The following is a 20,392-nucleotide window of genomic DNA, read 5'->3' as shown; positions in this document are numbered from 1 at the left end:
AAGTTTATTTTATTGTGAGGGGAATAATATGACACTTTATATTGCATTACTAAGAGGAATCAATGTCGGTGGACATAAAGTAATCAAAATGGCTGATTTAAAACGAGTGTTTGAATCAATAGGGTTAAAACAAGTGAAAACATATATACAAAGTGGTAATATCGTGTTCGAATCTGAGGAAGATATAAGCTTTCTAAAGGACCGAATACAATCTGAAATAAAAAATGAATTTGATTTCGATGTTCCAGTCATGCTAAGAACATATGGTGAATTTATAAATATTATTAAACAATGTCCGTATGAAGTTCATTCATTGTTAGAAGGAGAAAGTGTTCATGTTGCTTTTTTAGCTAATGTACTTTCTGAAGAGGAAAGTAGTCAATTGCTTACATTTAAAAGTGAACTTGAAGATTGCTATATAGATGAGAAGGTTGCTTATTTGTTTTTCAAAAATAGCATTCGAAATTCTAAATTAATGAACCAGTTTCAGAAGTTACATACACCAGCTACAGTTAGGAATTGGCGTACTGTGAATAAATTAAAAGCAATTGTAGAGAGTATGTAAATATAAAAAGATGAGGTTTTCTACATGTAGAAAACCTCATCTTTTTACTTATATTGTTTTGCAACTATGAGTTCGACAATAGGATAAATAAAGAATGAAGAGCAAATTGCGATGAACAGAGGGAAGTTTTTAACGCCATCTAAATTAGCCCCCATAGAAAATCCTTCGGAGAAGATTAATAAAAGGAACATTACAACTACAAGCACAAAATACGCAATTTTAAAGCTTTTATATGTAATTTGTTGGCCCATTTCATCTTGACTTTCTTCTGATACACCGTGGGGATCTCCCCAAGTAATGTGATTAATTAAATTACTAAGTATTAACGAGATAGCAAAAATCGTACCACCCAAAATAGAACCTTCAGTGATGTATTTATATGTGCCATGTACTAGTATTGCAATTAATGCTAAAACAATGATTATAAAAATAGTTTTTTTAGTATTCAATAAATAATTGCCCCCCTCGATTGTAAAAACCTCTTTACAAATATAAGTATAAAATTGGAAAAGTATCATGTCAAATACTTTTTACATATAATATGTCAGTATGCAATATTTTGGTTTTATGATAAATAAAAAATTACAATACATTTGAATGTAAAAGAATGGGCTCGCATATATTTGGAAGGGATGTCAGATTAATTTAGGGGGTAGTTATGTCTATACTTTTAAAAGCTGGTGCAGATGCAGGAAACAACGGTTTGAAGTTAATGGTGAAAGGGCAAGACCCTATTTTTATTCCGAGTATTTATTCTTTATATATAGGTGAGCCGACAGGACTCTTAGATGAGGTAGATGTTTCATTATCTGAATTAGAAAACCACATTGATGTGACTATAAGTTCGCCATCGTTAATGCTTAATAATGTACGATACATCGTTGGAGAAAAAGTCATTCAAGATCAATTAAAAGGTACTGAGGTAGAGAAGAAATCAAATAAGTCAACGGATGAGTTAATGGTTATTACAATACTATCAGGTTTGGCGGTAAGCGCTATGCGTCAAAGTCCAACTTCTAGCCATATTAATATTCGTTATGATTTATCTGTCGCTCTTCCTATGCAGCTTATTACACAAGAAATAGCTGCTGAAAATGCAAAACGTTATATGGGAAATCATAAGGTTATTTTCCATTATCCGAACGGACGCGATGTGACAATTAATGTTTCAATTGAGTATTGTAAATGCCTGCCTGAGGGTGCTTCTGGGACGTGGGGCATTGTATACGATGAAGAAGGAAATGTTGTAAAACATAAAATAGAATGTGAGCAAAATCAAGTTTCTGAAATTGATTTTGTAGATAAAACTCTACTCTCTTTTGATATTGGTGCAGGGACGACAGAAGAAGTCGTTTCATTAGGGGTAAATTTCCGTCCGCAACTAAGTAAAGGTTTATCTTATGGTGTAAAAGAGACGCTACTACAAATCATTACGAGATGGAACCGGAAGTATCCAACTAAGACGATTGATAGTATTACAGAATTCAATCAAATTTATTTAAATGATACGCATCCGAGAAATACCTTATTAGTTGAGGAATCACAGCCGGCACTATTAGGTTTAGCAGCGCGTGTCGCAACAGATATTATAAATAAAATTGATGATATGAAAGACGATCCATACGTGTTTATTTATGGCGGGGGTGCAGTAATTATTAAAAACAGTTTAAAAATGATTTTAAAGCAAAAAGGACGACTAAAAAATGTAATCTTTGTAGATAATCCGTTATTTACAAATGCACGAGGATTATTAGTTTATACTTGTTCGCCAAAATATAGAGAGCATAAGCAAAAAGAGTTAGGATTTACAAACTTAACGATAAGTTAGTTGGTGGAAGTATGCGATCTAGGCGATATAAACGTGGTGATCGAGTAAAAATCAGTATTCATAAATCGGTATCACCTGAAATGCTTGCGTGGCTGAATAAACAATCAAATCCAACTAATTTCTTCTTTTTTGCTGCGCAGCAATTATTTAAACAAGTAGGAGATATTGACGTTTCAAAAGCTTTACCAAGCAGCCATGTTTTCTCATTATATGTGGAGCCTTCATCCTTATTAAAAGTCGAAGTAAACCCTTTTAAAAACATGACACTAGAAGCAAATACATCCACCGAAAATGCAAAAAAAAAATTATGGGAATCTGTTGATCAATTAGATTGTCCATTTTTTTAAACATAGAAAAATATAAGAAGTCCCATCACTATACATACGAATACAGTGATGGGTTTTTGTTTGTAAATGGAAGGGGGCACAATACAATTTGTGCCCCTTCTGTTAATTATTTGTTTGTCTAAATTTCAGATGTATGTTTAGAAACCGCAGTAATTATGCTTTCCCAATCATTTGGATGATTTTCATGACCTGCCCCTTTAAGAGTTAATAATACTGAGCTTGGAATTTCATCAATTAGTGCGAGGCCATGTTCAAATGGGAGTGCTGTATCGTCTGTTCCATGAATAACCAATGTTGGTGCTTGTATGGAGTGAAGTACACCTTCATATGCATCATCACCTTGAAGTAAAGCGTGATTAAACATACTTAATAAATTGTTTGCGCGTTCTATTTCTTGTTTTACTTGTGTATAAACTCTATTTTCATCAAATATTCGTTCTGATCCACATAATAGACGAGATCCTGAAACTAAATACTCTGCCACATCATTTTTATTTGTCCAATCAATACTTGCGCTCTTTACATGATGTGTTAAAATCCTTTCATCCATTGGGGGTAAATCGCGAGTATTATTATCAGATCCTATTACACTAGTCGCTAGTAAAGTTAGCGTCAAAATTCTTTCGGGATGTTTTACAGCGGCAATTTGAGCAATCATACCACCTAATGACATACCAAAAAGATGGGCTTTATCAATATGATAAGCGTCTAATACCCCGATTGCATCTTCAGCCATATCTGTTACTGAATAATTTGAAGTGCCAGGTTCATATGTAACAGAGCGTCCAACATCGCGATTATCAAAGCGAATAACAAATTTTCCTGTGTTCGCCAACTGTTCACAAAATTCTTCATCCCAATATATCATTGAACAAGTAGCTCCCATAATTAATAAAATAGCGGGATCATTAGAGTTACCGAAGCTTTCTGTACATATATCAATACCGTTTATTTTAAATATCTTTTCACTCATAAAGTTAGCCCCATTTCTTTTGAATTTAATTAATAATACAGTTTTGAATAATTCTAAGATGTGTGTAAGATTCTTTTTGAAATTCATCCCGCTATTTGCCGGGCAGTAAGAGCCCGATTGGTGAGGAATGATTAAAGTTTTACTTTATAATGCTTTTTGCATAATTACCCCCAAAAATAAGTATATGGTAATTCAAGGCAAAAAATTTTGAGAAATAATTGTATGTTATTAAAATAAACAGTAAGGAGGAGAGGAAATGAAAGCAATTGTTATTGATCGATATGGCAGTGTTGAAGAATTAAAAGAAAGACAAGTTTTAAAACCGGTTGTTAAGAATAATGAGGTATTAATACGTATTCATGCAACATCTGTTAATCCAGTTGATTGGAAAATAAGAAAAGGTGAGTTACAAGAACAGTTACGCTTTTCATTTCCAATCACTTTAGGATTAGATGTAGCTGGAGTTATTGAAGAAGTTGGAGAAGATGTAGAGTGTTTCAATATAGGAGATAAAGTGTTTACGAAACCTGAAAATATAGGAAGCGGCTCTTATGCTGAATTCATTGCAGTACAATTAGATTTAGTATCACATATGCCTAATAATATTAGTTACGAAGAAGCAGCTTCTATTCCTCTTGCAGGACTTACAGCGTGGCAAAGTCTTGTAGATTACGCAAAAATAAAAGAAAATGACCGTGTATTCATTCATGCTGGAGCTGGTGGCGTTGGAAGTTTGGCAATCCAAATCGCAAAATTATTTGGAGCTTTTGTTGCCACGACTGCTAGTAGAAAAAATAAAGAATTTTTACAGTCTTTAGGAGCGGATCTCGTTATTGATTATAAAAAAGATAAATTTGAAGAACTAGTATCAGATTTTGATATTGTGTTAGATACAATAGGTGGCGAAGTGCAAGAAAAAAGTTTTCGAATTATTAAACCTGGTGGTGTTCTAGTTTCCATTGTTCATGAACCACTACAAAAAGTAGAAGGAATAAAATCAGGATTTTTATGGCTAAAACCAAATGGAAAACAATTAGAAGAATTATCAGCTTTAATTGTAAACGGGAAAATCAAACCAATCATAAGTAAAGTGGTGCCATTTAATGAAGCAGGAGTTCGAGAAGCTCATATTTTGAGTGAAGGACAACATGTTAGAGGAAAGATTGTAGTTAAAGTGGAATGATAATCAAGATTACAGCTTATAAAGTAACTAGATTTGAATAACGAAAAAGCTCAACAATAGATAATATCCCATACTATACATTTTCATTTGCAGGTATTATTTATTGTTGGCTATTGTGATATTACTTCTAATAAATACTGTTTCGTATTGTATCGTGTAATTTCTCTAATCCAATTTCCATATCTTTCTCGTTTAACATTGAATAGCTAATTCTTAATTGGTTATCATTTGTTTCGTAATTTAATAGACAAGCTGTTCCTGGTAAAAAAGAGACATCTACTTCATTTGCTTTTTGTAATAAGGTAAAGGGATCTATCGAATCAGGCAGTGTCACCCATAAATTAAAACCGCCATTTGGTATTTCAAAGTTTAGTTCTTTTAATGGCGATAATATATCAATTGTTAAATCACGTCTCATTTGTAAAGCTGTTCGTAATTTTTCTAAATGATTTTTCATACGTTCCGCACGTAAAAACGGTAGAAGTGCCTTTTGTGTTAATAAAGGACTACCGATATCCATTGAACCTTTCACTGCATATAGCCATTCAAAAATAGGGCCATCGGCAATAAGTGCTGCAATACGCAATCCTGGTGCTAACGTTTTACTAAATCCTTTTATATATATTACGTGGCCATCCTTATCAAAACTTTTGATTGGAGGTGGTACTACAGCATCTTCAAAATATATTTCTCCGAAAGAATCATCTTCAATGATAAAAAATTGATATAGCTCCGCTAGTTCTATAAGTTCCATTCTTCGTTCTTTACTCATTACTGTACCTGTCGGGTTTTGGAAGGTCGGATTCGTATACAATAAAACGGGATTTTTACTTTGACAAATATCATCAATTAAGTCGGAGCAAACTCCATGATTATCAAGAGAAACAGGAATGATTTGAACACCTTTATTGATGAAAACATCAAGCGCGGCACTGTAACACGGACTTTCTACTAATACAGTATCTCCAGGTTTTAATAATGTTTGAGCAATTAAATCAATTCCTTGTTGTGCTCCGCTTGTAATTAATAATTGAGATGGGTCCGTCACTAATTTTTGGTGTTCATTTAAGTAATTTGCTATTTCAACTCGCAATTCATAATCGCCTTGAACTGGCCCATAAGTTGCTAACAACATCGGATTTTTATCTAGCAATTTATGCATTTCGTCTGCCAAAAATGGATTTGGTAACAGACGGGGATACAGAATTGCTTGTGAAAAATCATAATATTTACGGTGTTTATTCATTGCATATTGAGAACGCATAACATTAATCGTTTTCGTTTGTTGCCATTTATACGGAATTGGTTTGAAATCTTTCTTTACCCGTTTATATATGTAAGCACCTTTTCCTTGTTCGATGCGTATATACCCTTTCGTTTCTAACTGTTTATACGCTTTACGAACTGTTAATACATTGATTTGTAAATCTGTGGCCATACAACGTAAAGAAGGAAGAGATTCACCATGTGAAAGCATACCACTTTGTATTCTGTCAACAATTTGCATATATATTTGCTTGTAATACGGTATGTTTGTTTCTTTACGCAATACAATCTTCATAGGTTCACCTATTTTTCTTTTTAATTTAATTAAAGCGAAAAATATATAGGGAATCAACTACAACTTGAAGTAACTGTTATATGTACCGATACACTGTTATACACCATAGCCTCTATACTCATTTTAAGAGTAAAAAGGAGGAAGTAAAATGGTCATTTTTAATTACATTTTAGTATGTATTATTTTCGGGACAACATTTTTAACGATTAAAATTGGAATTGAAGCAGGGGCGCCACCGTTGTTTTCAGCAGGAATTCGCTTCTTTTTAGCGGGTATAATCCTTATGATTATTTTTAAATTAAAGCGAAAAGAAATTATGCCACATATATTTTCAAAACGTATTATGTATGCTGGATTTTGTTTAACATTTATGACATTCGCAAGTTTATATTGGTCAGAACAATATATTTCTTCGGGATTAGCTGCTGTTCTTTCTGCTACGGGACCAATGATGATTTTATTAATACAAGCAAAGAGGAATATGGAGAAATTACAAAAGGAACAACTCGTTGCTTTAGTTATTGCACTAATAGGTGTTATATTTGTTTCTTTACCAGGAATGCATCAACAAGTAAGTTTCATATGGAGTATTGCTTGTATTGTTTTAGTTATAGGAGAGTTATTTTACGGAATAGGCTCTATTCGTTCGAAAGAAATACTTTCAGATTTATCAAATGTATCACCATTTCTTATTAACGGAATTCAAATGTTTTATGGAGGGATTTTACTACTAATCGCATCTATTATTGTAGAACAACCAAATGTAACTGTATTAACTTCATGGAGTGTACAATGGCCTATTTTATATCTCATATTTATCGGATCGATCGGTGGACACGGATTATATTACTGGCTCTTATCAAAAACAAACCCAGTATTTCCATCGACGTGGTTATATGTATCACCGTTAATAGCAATTATCGTAGGGTATATCGTATTAGGAGAACCCTTAAATCCTACAATGGGAATGGGGGCTTGTTTCATTTTGATAGGTGTATTTTTAGCAAACCGTACAACAATTGGAGCTTATTTTAAGCAAGGGAAGCTATTAAAGAAGGAGCTTTAAATAGAAACGACTAAAGTGTTTTGAGAACTTAAATAAATAGATGACACAAAAAACATGCTATTACTAATTTGTAGCATGTTTTTCTTATTGGAGCCGTTACCATAATTTTCTTAGAGAATAACGAACACTGTACTTTACGAACAGTGTTCGTTATGTTATAAATAGAACAAGTAATTCAAAAACATGTAAGGTGTGATTAATGATGGAAAGAACGAAAAATATGAAAAAAAGAATTGCCATTATAGGCGCTGGACCAGGAGGATTAACATTAGCTCGTATATTACAACAACATGGTTTAAAAAGTGTGGTGTATGAAAGAGAAACATCCCCAATGATTCGTCAACAAGGAGGTTCATTAGATATCCATCATGATACTGGTCAAGAAGCGCTAAAAGAAGCAGGATTGTTAGAGAAATTTTATGAATTTGCTAGATATGAGGGAGAAGATTTTCGATTATTTGATAAAAGTGGAAAAATATATTTAGATGAAGAAGCAGATTCAGCTGGCGGGAATCGTCCTGAAATTGATCGTGGTACTTTGCGTGAGTTGCTTTTAAACTCTGTTGATTCAGAATGTATACATTGGGGATATAATTTAATAAAAGCCGTTTCTCTAGAAAATGGTATGCATAAACTTCATTTTGAAAATGGACATGTAGATATTGTGGATTTAGTTGTAGCGGCAGATGGTGCTTTTTCACAAATTCGCCCACTTGTCACAGATTCGGCACCGCAATATACTGGAATTAGTATGATTGAATTGAATTTGCAAAATGTCACGGAAAATCATCCGGGAATAGCGGAGTTTAATCGACGTGGTAAAGTCTTTGCGCTTTCGGATCAAAAAGGTATTTTGACACAGTTAAATGGAGATGACAGTATTCGAGTATACTTAAGTTTTAGAACTAATAAAGAATGGCTTGATAATTGTGGGATTCCATTTGAAAATGTAGAAGAAGCAAAGAGTCAACTTCTACAATATTTTGAGGACTGGGATGAAACTCTTAAAAATTATATTAGATGTGCAGATGGTGCAATTTTTCCTAGACGAATTTATATGTTACCTGTGGGGCTAACTTGGAATAGTACACCTGGTGTTACTTTAATTGGTGATGCTGCTCATTTAATGTCTCCATTTGCTGGAGAAGGTGTGAACCTAGCTATGCGTGATGCAGCAGAACTTGCACTAGCTATTGTAAAGTATGACGATTTGAACGAAGCAATCAAAACTTATGAAGGAAAAATGTACGATTATTCTTCACAATCTGCTGCTATCTCAAATGATAACCTTGAAATTTGTTTTTCAGAAGATGCTGCTATTAAAATGTACAATCTTATGAATCAACTTCATGGACAACAATAAAACTGGATGTAATTAAGGAGAACTATGGAAGAGAAAACAAATACAACGAATAGCCGTCGTTCGCGACCAGCAAAAGAACCATTGAGTAAAGAAATCATTGTGAAAACCGCATATAACCTCCTGGAGTCTGAAGGAATATCAGGCCTTAGTATGAGAAAAATTGCAAAAGTGCTAGATACAGGACCATCTTCTTTATATGTTTATGTTAAAAATGCTGATGAATTAAGAGCGTTTGTATTAGATTATGGTCTAGGAAACATTGAAGAAATAGATGTCAAAAATGAAACATGGAAAAAAGAATTATTTGAACTTGTATATTCATATTTCAGAATTTTGTTCAATTCCCCTGGAATGGCAGAATTGGCTTTAATGACAATTCCAATTGGACCAAATTCGTTAGCTCTTACCGAACGGATTTTGCACCAATTACACCTAGGAGGAGTAAATGCGAAATCATCAGCATGGGGAGTAGATATTCTACTGTTATATGCTGCTTCAGTCGCCTTTGAACAAACAGCACGTAAAGAAAAGGGAACTACACTTGACGCAATTCGTGCTTCGTACGAAACATTAGATGTAGTAAAGTATCCGATGATTGTAAGCTTAAAAGATGATATGTTGTCTGGTGGAGAAGAAAGGTTCCGCTGGGGATTAGAAGTTGTACTTCAAGGTATTTTACATGCACAATAATAAGGATTTTAAAATCGAGAATTAATGGCGATATTTATATAAAATAAAAAACACACTATGTCTTTAAAATATAGTGTGTTTTTTATAATTAATTCACTTTTTTAATAAAGCCTTTATAATGACGTTTTACAAGCTGGCTTTCTAACGTCTTCATAGTTTCTAGTGCTACACCGACAATGATAAGTAAGCTTGTACCACCAATTTGAGCAGAAGGTGGTAACGTAGCAATTTTCGTGAATACGAGCGGTAATATAGAAATTGCACCTAAGAAAATTGCACCAATAAATGTTAAACGGTATAAAATTTTAGTTACATATTGTTCAGTTGCTTTACCAGGACGAATACCAGGAACATATCCATTTTGCTTTTTCAAATTCTCAGCCATTTGTTCAGGATTTACTTGAATAAATGCGTAGAAGTATGTGAAAGCAACGATAAGACCGACATAAAGTGTCATTCCAATTGGATGTGCGAAATCAAGATTTGCAACTAACCATTTTGATACGCTTGAATCAGGGAAGAGCTGCGCAATTGTACGCGGCGTCATTAAAAATGCAGAAGCAAAGATAACTGGTATAACACCAGCACTATTTACTTTAAGCGGTAAATGAGTGTTTTTTGCTCCTTGATATTGATTGTTTCCTGAAACAGCTTTTGCATATTGGATCGGTATTTTACGTACAGCTTGTTGAATGTAAATAACACCAACAACTATCGCTAAAATTACGAGTCCAATTAAAACAATTTTTATTATGTGCATAAATAGCTGATCGCCAGCATTTTGGAATTGTTGTAAATAAATTTGATTTGCAACATTTGGAATCGCGGCAACGAGACCTGCGAAGATAATCATCGAAATACCATTACCAACTCCGTTAGCGGTAATTTGTTCGCCTAACCAAAGTAAAAATGCAGTACCTGCAGTTAAAACTGTCGCAATAAATAAGTATGTAGTCCAGCTTTGATCTGTTATTAATTGTCCACCTGCTATATTATTAAAGCCATAAGACATTCCGATGGCCTGTATGAATGCGAGAATGATTGTAAAGTATCGAGTGAATTGAGCTGATTTCTTACGGCCCATTTCTCCTTGCTTTGCCCATTCCGAAAACTTAGGTATAACATCCATTTGTAGTAATTGTACTATGATGGAAGCTGTAATATATGGTGTAATACCTACAGCAAAGATTGAGAAATGTTGCAATGCTCCTCCACCAAATACGTTTAACATACCTAGAACGTTAGCTTGATCTTGTACTTTTAATACCTCTGCGTTAGTATGAGGAACTGGAATAAACGTGCCAATTCGAAAAACGATTAACATCGCTAGTGTAAAAAGGATTTTCCTTCTTATCTCAGCTACTCTCATGAAATTTGAAATCGTACGAAACATTATGTCGCCTCCTATATTTTTATCAGTAAAAAACTGATTATTATACCCTATGAAGTAACCACAAACCTCCTTCCGCACTAAATTCATTTGACAAATGGATTTTCATACATTTTGTAGTTTTCACGGATATAAAAATATAAGGTGTTATATAAGCGACCTTTACACTTTACGTAATCATTCAATACCCATAATATATCGAATAAATTAACAAATGTACATACATACGCATTAAAAATGAATAAATAGGGTCATTTTTTACATTTATTTAATGATAAATTGATAGGACATTATTATTCAAGATTGTTATACATGTTATCAATTAAAGTTTATCCCGCATTAACTGGTAGCCCGATTGGTTCAACTAATAATCAGTTGGGATGAACAAAACCATCGCTGATTAAAGTTTCACTTTATGTGATTAGAAAATTCTTTTTGTTTAAGAAGGAATAAATATTAAAGAGAGCTAAATAAACAGTGTACGTATTTATAGGGGAGAAGATGTAAATGAAAGTTGTTATAAAAAAATTACCACCATTAGAAGTAGCGTATATAAGACGAACTGGTAGCTACTTTGAACCGCAAGATCACTGGGGGAAGTTACTGAACTGGTCAATTGAAAATAAACTGTATCCACCAGAGCAATCATTTATCGGAATATCATTAGATAATCCTGAACTTGTTGCAAGTCATAAGTGCCGGCATGATGCATGTGTTACGATTCCTGAAAACTTCGATAAAGAAAAGTATCATGATGTGCAATTTAAAAGATTAGATGGAGGTACATATGGTCTATACCAGTTCTATGATGAACCTCATAAATTAAGTGAAGCGTATCAATACATGTATGCAGAGTGGCTACCAAATAGTGAGTATGATGCAGATTATGATAGAGATAATTTAGAGTTTTGCTTAAATAATGTTGCTGAAGATCTAGAAGGAAAGTTAAAGGTTGATTTATTTGTGCCAATTAAAAACATACAAAAAAACAAATAACTTCATTTGTGGCTTTAAAATGAAATTGGAATAGTAGTGAAAGAAAATCTGTTTTCGAAGATAATATTTTTAGCGTAGAAATTTAAGTATGTAGGTTGCAATGAAAGGAGAATCCACATGGATACATTTGTAAATGACAAGTTTTATGAAACGAGAAATCAATTAGTTGAGGAAATTTCTTTGTTGAGTGATGCTCAATTTAATAGGAAACTAGATAAGGATAAATGGAGTATTGCACAAGTTTGTCATCATATAGTTTTATTAGATGAGAGAGTTATAACAGTTATTTCCTCAGGATTAAAAAAGTTAGATAGTACCCAAAATGAGCGTAAAGAAATTCACACTATTTTATTAGATAGAACGAAAAAGTTTATAGCTCCAGAAATGATTGAACCAAGTATAGAACCATTTGAAGTGCAACAAATGCTCAATATGCTAAACGAATCAAGAAAAGAATTGATGCATTTCCTGAGTACAATAGAAGATGAATCAATATTAGCGAAAAAATCAGTGATGCATCCAGCTCTTGGAGAATTGCCCCTTGATCAGTGGATAGAACTGATCTATCTGCATGAACAGCGCCATATAGAACAAATCAAAGAGATAAAATTGCTTTGTGAAATTGAAAAGTAAAAATTTCTCCCTATTTATTGATACGTATTATAAACAGGGAAAACGGTTGATTCATATTGATTCAGAAGAAGACAAAAGTAGAATGAGATTAGTTGAAAGTAACCAATAAACTTAAGAAAATATGAAACTACCCGATTTTCTGTATAAGTGTAACCCCGTCTTAAATGAAGAGCGGGGTTATTTTTTTGAAAGTGTTTTTATTTAGAAGGAAATAAATCAGCAACGAAATTCAAAAAAATAATCATCATAACATATTGTATATGCCCGTTTTAATAAATTGAAATAATGATTTTTATGTTGACGAATGATATGTATATATTTTGAAAGTGCTCTTCACACGTTTAAGGAAGGAGTATTCTGTCAGAAAACGATAAAATACGATTCTGTTAGGGGATGTATGCAATTTATTCTCTTTATTTTTGCAACAGAACCACCTTCAAAATTATCTTTTGTAGTTGAAGTTTCCTGAATAATAAGTTACATTTTTAAAGTTCAAGCAACTTTATGAAAGTACAAAAAGGGGAGAAATATTATTATTATGCAAAAAATGAAATGGAAGAACTATGTATGTTACTTTGTAATTCTATTACTGCTTGGAACAGCAGTAATAGTCAAACCACCTATCTCTAAGGCTGAGGAATCTGAAGTAAATATTACATTGTTAGGTACTGCAGATATTCATGGTAGATTTATGCCTTGGGATTATGCACTTGATGGAGCAAATATGAGTGGAAGTTTGACGCAGCTTTATACGGTTATAAAGAAGGTCCGTCAAGAAAATCCAAATACCATATTAGTAGATGCCGGGGATACAATTCAAGGAAACTCAGTAGAATTATTCAACGATAAGCCACAATCGCCAATGATGGTAGCGATGAATACAATGGGATATGACGCCTGGGCATTTGGAAATCATGAATTCAACTTTGGATTAGATACATTGAAAACAGTTAGTGAGCAATATAAGGGAAAAACGTTAGCAGGAAATATTTATAAGGAAAATGGAGAGCGCTTTCTTCCTGCATATACAATTGTAGAAAAAGGTGGAATTAAAGTTGGGATTATTGGTATGAATACACCAATGATTAGTGATTTTGAAAAAGGGACAGATCACTTAAATGGTTTAGTGGTGAAAAATCCGGTAGAAGAGACGAAAAAGGCAATTAAGGAATTAGAAGGTAAAGTAGATGTAATGGTAGGAGTTATGCATATGGGACTAGAAAATGAGAATGGTATCCCTGGTACTGGTGTTCAAGATATTGCAAATGCTTGTCCGGAACTAAGTGCTATTTTTGCGGCTCATATGCATAAACTTGTAAAAAAAGAAGTTGTAAATGGCGTAATTATTACAGAACCAGATAAATATGGAACACATATTTCACGTATTGACCTTACTTTTACAAAGCAAGATGGGAAGTTGGTTTTAAAAGATAAAACTGCTACCGCTATACCTGTAAAAAATGCTGATGGAACAACGATATTATCTGATCCTACACTTGAAGAAATACTAACACCTTTTCACGAATATGCGAGAGGAGATGCAAATGTTGTAGTCGCTCAATTAAAGGGTAGAAATCTTGTTCCTGAAAATGAAATAAAGGGTATCCCAAGTGTTCAGATTCAAGAAACACCTTTATCAGATTTCTTTCATGAAGTCATGCTCTACTACAGTAAAGCAGATGTAGTAGCCCATCAAATTGATAATGATTATGCCCGTTTGGATACAGGTCCTATTAAGAAAAAAGATATTGCGTATAATTACCAATATGCCTTGGGAGAAATTACAGTATATAAGATTTCTGGAAAAGATTTAAAAGACTATATGGAATGGGCAGCAGGATATTTTAACTCATCTCGTGCCGGAGATGTAACCGTTAGCTTTGATAAAACCCGCCGTGCATCTAAATACAGTACGAACGATTTCTTTGGAGGCGTAAAATACGAAATTGACTTAACAAAACCATACGGAAGTAGAATTACAAATTTACGCTCTATTCGTACAAACAAACCAATCAAAATGAGCGATGTTATGACGCTGGGAATGAATGCATATAGAATGGAGGCTCTTCAGGCAAAAGGAGGAGCTTTAGAGGGGCGTAAGTTTGAACAAATTTGGTCATCTAAACAAGAGAATGCATTTGGAGAAACAGGTGGAACCATTCGTAACCTCGCTATTACATATTTAAAAGAGGTAAAGAACGGTGTATATACGCCAAAAGTTATGCGTAATTGGAAAATTACTGGTGTAGATTTACATTCTTCAGAGCATAAGGCGGTAGTTGATCTTGTGAATAAAGGGATTTTAGAAATTCCAAAAACAGAAGACGGAAAATACACAAATATAGCATCTATAAATACTAAAGACTCAATTTCAAAAGAAGAGATTATATTCCTCTCACAAAAAGCAAATATTAATCCAAATCAGTTTAATCATGTAAAGACAAAAGGTGAATTCTACAAAAAACTTAGTAGGATCACTAAAAAATATAAATTATAAAATTTCTTATAGTAATTGTTATTTTAATAGCATGAAACCCACTCTTAAAATAGTTAAGAGTGGGTTTTTATGTTGTTATTTAGATGTAAGTATACTTTTATTAGAATGAATATAGATAATTAATAACTAACCAATTGGATGAGCGCCTATAAGGACTCTCTTTTATTCAAATTAATGTACATATGTGTTCCGTTCATTATTTATAATATTGACCACAATTTATGTAATTTTGCATAATGTTACATAAATTGTGTATTTTCTCTTTTTTCCGACAGAAATAGACAGTATACTTTGTACAAGCTTTCTATTTCAAAAATTATACGAGGTGAAATAATGAAAAACAAAAAGACATTAACTAAGGTAGCATTAACAACAGGATTAGCTTTAACAGCTGTGGCACCATATGGGGTAGGTCATGCAGAGGAAACAGATCAACTACAAGTTCAAATTCAGGAGGAATCGTTCCGTTCGGGTGAACTTACACAGCCGTCACAAAAGGCACCAGAAAATGTAGTAAAGGATGCACTTAAGGAGAAAACAGAACAAGCTCTGTCCCAAAAACAAGTCAATGGAGAAGTAGGAGTAGATTATAAAGTCCTGCAAAAACGTGGTTCGTATGATGGAACTACACTTGTGCGTATGCAGCAAACATACGAAGGAAAAGAAGTATATGGCCATCAATTAACTGCACACGTAGATAGTAAGGGTGTTATTAAAAGTGTTTCAGGTGATAGCGCGCAAAATCTAAAACAAGAAGAATTGAAAAAACCTATTAATCTATCAAAAGATGAAGCAAAACAATATATTTATACGAAGTACGGGAACGATATCAAGTTTATTTCCGAGCCAGCAGTTAAAGAGGTTATTTTTGTTGATGAAAATAATGGACAAGCTAAAAATGCATACCAAGTTACCTTTGAAGCTGCAACACCAAACTATGTTTCTGGTACTTATTTAGTAAATGCACAAAATGGTGAGATGTTAAAGAATATAGTACAAGAATCTAACTTAAAAGCCAGTGACAAACTAGTTGGAGCCTTAAAGAAAAGTAAACAAAGCAGTCTTACATCATTAACTGGAACAGGAAAAGATGATTTAGGTATTTCTCGTTCATTTGGTATTTCTAAACAAAGTAATGGCAAATATGCTCTTGCTGATTATACAAGAGGGCAAGGAATTGAAACATATGATGTGAATTACAGAGATATTACTAAAGAAGAAAGCTATTATCCTGGTACATTAGCGACTAGTACTTCGGCAACATTTAACGATCCAAAAGCGGTAAGTGCTCATTACTTAGCAACAAAAGTATTTGATTTTTATAAAGATAAATACAAGCGTAATAGCTTTGATAATAAGGGACAAAAGGTAGTTTCAGTTGTACACGCTTGGGATTCTGAAGAGACGAATGATCCGAAGAATTGGCAGAATGCATTAAGTGCTAATAATGGAAGTATGCTTGTATATGGTGATCCTATTGTTAAAGCATATGACGTAGCTGGACATGAATTTACACATGCTGTTACTTCTAGCGAATCTAATCTTGAATATTACGGGGAATCTGGTGCGATTAATGAGGCACTATCTGATATTATGGGAACATCTATTGAGAAATACGTAAATAATGGAAACTTTAACTGGACAATGGGAGAACAAACAGGATCTGTTTTCCGTGATATGGAAAACCCAGCTTCTGTTCCATCTTCACTAGGAGTACCTTATCCAGATGATTACAGTGAATTTAACGATTTTAATGGATGGGATCAAGGCGGTGTTCATTTTAATTCAAGTATTATTAATAAAGTTGCGTATCTCATTGCAAAAGGCGGTACTCATAACGGAGTAACTGTTAAAGGAATTGGTGAAGATAAAATGTTTGATATTTTCTATTATGCAAATACTGATGAGTTAAACATGACTTCTAATTTCAAAGAATTGAGATCAGCATGTATTCGAGTGGCAACTAATAAATATGGTGCGAATACAGCTGAAGTTCAAGCAGTTCAAAAGGCATTTGATGCAGCAAAAATTAAGTAATTTAGAAATATAGTCATCATTCATATATTAATACATTATGAAAAACAGCTAGTATCATTTTAAGGATATTAGCTGTTTTTTTACGTAGCTATGTATTGTTGAAAATAAACTGACTAAACAATAATTAGGTGCGTTATCTGTAAGAAGTTGCGACAAATAAATAAGGTTTAAAATGTGTAAAAACAGAAAATTAATAATATATTGACCTCTTGATAGAAAGTCTATAAAATGAAAGCGATAACAAACGATTGCTTTAAAATGATTTCCCTGACCTTTTAGCATTTACAAATATATGAGGGCATACACAAATCTATTTTTTTAACTATTAATGCAAACGTTTTCGTATTAAAAGGTCATTGAAATACATACGTGAAAATAGCCAATATGGAGGTGAATTAAAAGAGATTTCTAGATTAATTTAAGAAGTGTTATTCAGTGTAAGCATAATAAATCGCTAGTAATATTTGAAGAAAGGGTGTATGTGGTGCAAATTACAAAAAGATTAATTAACAAAACAGTTTTATTACTTACTTTAATCGTTATGTTATCATCTGTTTTCTCCTTTCAGGGTGTGAGAGCAGTTTCAAATTTGAAAACAACTGAAGTTATCATTCATTACAAAGAGAAGCTTGGAAATACAAAAGACTGGAATCTTTGGTTATGGGGTGAAAATGCAAATGGTACATCTTACGAATTTACTGGTGAAGATGAATTTGGAAAATACGCTAAGATAAAAATAGACGGTGACTATAATCGTGTAGGATTTATAGTTCGAACAAATGAATGGGAAAAAGATGGTGGAGATCGTTGGATTGAAAATATAAAGGACGGTCGTGCTGAAGTATGGATTCTTTCGGGTGATGAAAAAGTATATAACTCTAAGCCTTCATCGGATCTCTCAATTCAAAAAGCAACTATTGATAGTTTCCATGAAATTACTGTAACGACTAATGTCCCATTTAATATTAGGGAAAAGAAAATTGAAATTGAAGGCATTAAAATTAAGGATATTAGTCCTTATGATATAAACAGTGGAGATATTACTAATAAGGTTAAAATAATTACGGAACAGAAAATTGATTTAAAACAAACATACAAACTTAAAATAGAAAACTTAGCTGATACGAATACTGAAATTGGTAAAGTCATTCGTAGCGAGGAATTTGATAATTTATTATATTATAGTGGTAACGATTTAGGGAATACATATACCGCGCAACATACAAAGTTCCGTGTATGGGCTCCTACTGCAAGTGAAGCGAAGTTAGTTACATATAAAAAATGGAACGATAAAATAGGTACTGAAATAAACATGCAACAAGGTGAAAAGGGAACTTGGACAGCAGAACTAAAGGGGAACCAAAAAGGGCTCTTTTATACGTATAAGGTCAAAATTGGTGATAAGTGGACTGAAGCAGTTGATCCATATGTGCGTGCTGCTTCTGTAAATGGGGATAAAGGTGCAGTCGTTAATTTAGAAGAAACAAATCCGAAAAAATGGAAAGCAAACAAAAAGCCAAAATTTAAAAATCCGGAAGATGCTATTATTTATGAGTTACATATACGCGATCTTTCCATCCAACCTGAAAGTGGTATTAAACAGAAAGGGAAGTATTTAGGTGTAACAGAAAAAGGAACAAAAGGGCCAGAAGGTGTAAAAACAGGACTTGATCATATAAAGGATCTCGGTGTTACTCACGTTCAGTTTTTACCGATATTTGATTATGCTTCAGTAAATGAAGAGACTTTAAATGAACCGCAATATAACTGGGGATATGACCCTAAAAATTTCAACGTTCCAGAAGGCTCCTATTCTACAAATCCTTATGAGCCAACTGTTCGAATAACTGAATTAAAGCAAATGGTTCAAATACTACATGATAATAATCTTCGTGTGGTAATGGATGTAGTATATAACCATATGTATAACGCTGCTGAATCTAATTTCCATAAGTTAGTTCCAGGTTATTATTATCGTTACAATGAAGATGGAACATTTGCAAATGGAACTGGAGTAGGAAATGATACTGCTTCAGAAAGAAAAATGATGAGGAAATTTATGATAGATTCCGTCACATATTGGGCAAAAGAATACAATTTAGATGGATTCCGTTTTGATTTAATGGGTATTCATGATTATGAAACGATGAATGAAATACGTAAAGCTGTTAATCAAATTGACCCTTCTATTATACTACACGGAGAAGGATGGGATTTAAATACACCTCTTGCAGCTGAGCTGAAAGCAAATCAAAAAAATGCAGAGAAAATGCAAGGGATTGCTCATTTTAATGATAATATACGTGATGGATTGAAAGGTAGTGTATTTGAGGAGAAGGAAAATGGTTTTATAAATGGAAAGGAAAACATGGAAGATCGTATTAAAAAAGGTATTACGGCAGGTATTGACTACGATACAAATTCGTCTACCTATCAAGATCCAGAGCAGGTGCTAACTTATGTGGAAGCACATGACAATCATACATTATGGGATAAACTTGAGTTAACTAATCCAGGTGACAACGATGAAGTGCGAAAACAAATGCACAAATTGTCTTCTTCAATTTTATTAACATCACAAGGAATTCCATTTTTACATGCAGGGCAAGAGTTTATGCGGACGAAATACGGTGATCATAATAGTTACAAATCTCCAGATTCAATTAACCAGATGGATTGGCTGCGCCGTGCAACGTTTAATAATGAAGTAGATTATATGAAGGGTTTAATAGAATTACGCAAAAAGTACTCAGCTTTTCGAATGACATCTGCAGAGCAAATAAAAACACAAGTTTCATTTATAGGTGCCCCGAAAAATACGGTAGCTTATACAATAGAGGGGAATAAAAATGAATACTTTACGGTGGCTCACAATGCAAATAGAGAAGCGGTTGAAATAACACTTCCATCGAAAGGGCCTTGGAAAGTACTAGTAGACGGGAAGCAGGCGGGAAGTAAACCACTTTATGTTGTCCATGACAATAAAATTAAAGTTCCTGCATTAAGTTCCATTGTTTTAAAATCAGAAAAACCTACTAAATAAAAGCGAAGAGTGTGGAAATAAATACTGAATTGAGCAAAGTTAATAAGGATTGCAAATAAAAAAAGCGAAGTGAAGATTATTCTCACTTCGTTTTTAAAGTTAATGTAATATAATTTCACATACTGTAATTATATTACAATTTAACAAAAGAAATAAGCAATAGATTATTTCTTTTGTGACAGTAGGGGGAGAAGATATCTTTGAGTTTATTTATAAAATT

The 20,392-nt window shown here is 33.2% G+C and carries 16 protein-coding genes; 12 read left to right on the top strand and 4 right to left on the bottom strand.

Features of this window, described 5'->3' with window-relative positions; all coding sequences use genetic code 11:
* The first annotated feature begins 28 nt into the window (after positions 1–28).
* A complete protein-coding gene (locus ACO6VI_RS18150) occupies positions 29–565 on the top strand; it encodes a DUF1697 domain-containing protein (RefSeq protein WP_000177386.1) in 537 nt (178 codons plus the stop codon).
* Positions 566–609: 44 nt separating this feature from the next.
* Here the strand turns inward: ACO6VI_RS18150 and ACO6VI_RS18145 are convergent, their stop codons facing one another.
* Positions 610–1,014, bottom strand: a complete 405-nt coding sequence (locus tag ACO6VI_RS18145; RefSeq protein ID WP_161519861.1) for a hypothetical protein — start codon at positions 1,012–1,014, stop codon at positions 610–612.
* Between the two features lie 209 nt (positions 1,015–1,223).
* On the opposite strand from ACO6VI_RS18145, the gene ACO6VI_RS18140 reads away from it, so the two are divergent.
* Together ACO6VI_RS18140 and ACO6VI_RS18135 are read left to right on the top strand one after the other, a co-directional pair.
* Positions 1,224–2,393, top strand: coding sequence for a ParM/StbA family protein (locus ACO6VI_RS18140; protein WP_000025623.1), 1,170 nt, complete (start codon positions 1,224–1,226; stop codon positions 2,391–2,393).
* An 11-nt stretch (positions 2,394–2,404) separates the two neighbouring features.
* A complete protein-coding gene (locus ACO6VI_RS18135; RefSeq protein WP_063547480.1) occupies positions 2,405–2,740 on the top strand; it encodes a hypothetical protein in 336 nt (111 codons plus the stop codon).
* A 118-nt stretch (positions 2,741–2,858) separates the two neighbouring features.
* Here ACO6VI_RS18135 and ACO6VI_RS18130 read toward each other — a convergent pair whose 3' ends face one another.
* The gene (locus ACO6VI_RS18130; protein ID WP_001290786.1) at positions 2,859–3,713 is read right to left on the bottom strand and encodes an alpha/beta fold hydrolase; all 855 of its coding nucleotides are present in this window, start codon (positions 3,711–3,713) and stop codon (positions 2,859–2,861) included.
* Positions 3,714–3,969: 256 nt separating this feature from the next.
* On the opposite strand from ACO6VI_RS18130, the gene ACO6VI_RS18125 reads away from it, so the two are divergent.
* Positions 3,970–4,896, top strand: coding sequence for an NADP-dependent oxidoreductase (locus ACO6VI_RS18125; RefSeq protein WP_000644578.1), 927 nt, complete (start codon positions 3,970–3,972; stop codon positions 4,894–4,896).
* 127 nt (positions 4,897–5,023) lie between these two features.
* On the opposite strand, the gene ACO6VI_RS18120 is transcribed toward ACO6VI_RS18125, so the two are convergent.
* Positions 5,024–6,457, bottom strand: a complete 1,434-nt coding sequence (locus ACO6VI_RS18120; protein WP_065483908.1) for a PLP-dependent aminotransferase family protein — start codon at positions 6,455–6,457, stop codon at positions 5,024–5,026.
* Positions 6,458–6,605: 148 nt separating this feature from the next.
* Between ACO6VI_RS18120 and ACO6VI_RS18115 the strand changes: the two genes are divergently transcribed.
* From ACO6VI_RS18115 to ACO6VI_RS18105, 3 genes are all read left to right on the top strand, one after another.
* Positions 6,606–7,523, top strand: coding sequence for a DMT family transporter (locus tag ACO6VI_RS18115; protein ID WP_098852580.1), 918 nt, complete (start codon positions 6,606–6,608; stop codon positions 7,521–7,523).
* Between the two features lie 199 nt (positions 7,524–7,722).
* The gene (locus ACO6VI_RS18110) at positions 7,723–8,886 is read left to right on the top strand and encodes an FAD-dependent oxidoreductase (protein WP_097983931.1); all 1,164 of its coding nucleotides are present in this window, start codon (positions 7,723–7,725) and stop codon (positions 8,884–8,886) included.
* 24 nt (positions 8,887–8,910) lie between these two features.
* A complete protein-coding gene (locus ACO6VI_RS18105; protein ID WP_023522125.1) occupies positions 8,911–9,576 on the top strand; it encodes a TetR/AcrR family transcriptional regulator in 666 nt (221 codons plus the stop codon).
* 88 nt (positions 9,577–9,664) lie between these two features.
* On the opposite strand, the gene secY is transcribed toward ACO6VI_RS18105, so the two are convergent.
* A complete protein-coding gene (gene secY, locus ACO6VI_RS18100; protein WP_000490135.1) occupies positions 9,665–10,969 on the bottom strand; it encodes a preprotein translocase subunit SecY in 1,305 nt (434 codons plus the stop codon).
* Positions 10,970–11,473: 504 nt separating this feature from the next.
* Here secY and ACO6VI_RS18095 point away from each other — a divergent pair.
* The 5 genes from ACO6VI_RS18095 (at position 11,474) to pulA (ending at position 20,172) form a co-directional block, all read left to right on the top strand.
* On the top strand, positions 11,474–11,962 hold the full coding sequence (locus ACO6VI_RS18095) for an AraC family transcriptional regulator (RefSeq protein WP_075719286.1): 489 nt from the start codon (positions 11,474–11,476) through the stop codon (positions 11,960–11,962).
* 117 nt (positions 11,963–12,079) lie between these two features.
* The gene (locus tag ACO6VI_RS18090) at positions 12,080–12,595 is read left to right on the top strand and encodes a DinB family protein (RefSeq protein WP_063547468.1); all 516 of its coding nucleotides are present in this window, start codon (positions 12,080–12,082) and stop codon (positions 12,593–12,595) included.
* Between the two features lie 538 nt (positions 12,596–13,133).
* Positions 13,134–15,092: a bifunctional metallophosphatase/5'-nucleotidase gene (locus tag ACO6VI_RS18085; protein WP_063547466.1), complete on the top strand. Its 1,959-nt coding sequence runs from the start codon at positions 13,134–13,136 to the stop codon at positions 15,090–15,092.
* A gap of 333 nt (positions 15,093–15,425) precedes the next feature.
* Positions 15,426–17,129 carry a M4 family metallopeptidase gene (locus tag ACO6VI_RS18080; protein WP_063547464.1) on the top strand — a complete coding sequence of 568 codons (1,704 nt, stop codon included), beginning with the start codon at positions 15,426–15,428 and terminating at the stop codon, positions 17,127–17,129.
* A 484-nt stretch (positions 17,130–17,613) separates the two neighbouring features.
* Positions 17,614–20,172, top strand: a complete 2,559-nt coding sequence (gene pulA / locus ACO6VI_RS18075) for a type I pullulanase (protein ID WP_422423767.1) — start codon at positions 17,614–17,616, stop codon at positions 20,170–20,172.
* Positions 20,173–20,392: the final 220 nt, after the last annotated feature.

Origin of the sequence: Bacillus sp. PSXD-155, assembly GCF_049310765.1 — a bacterium.
Lineage (GTDB): Bacteria > Bacillota > Bacilli > Bacillales > Bacillaceae_G > Bacillus_A > Bacillus_A cereus.
The sequence above is the reverse complement of the archived record's forward strand: the minus strand, read 5'-3'. Positions and strand labels throughout refer to the sequence as shown.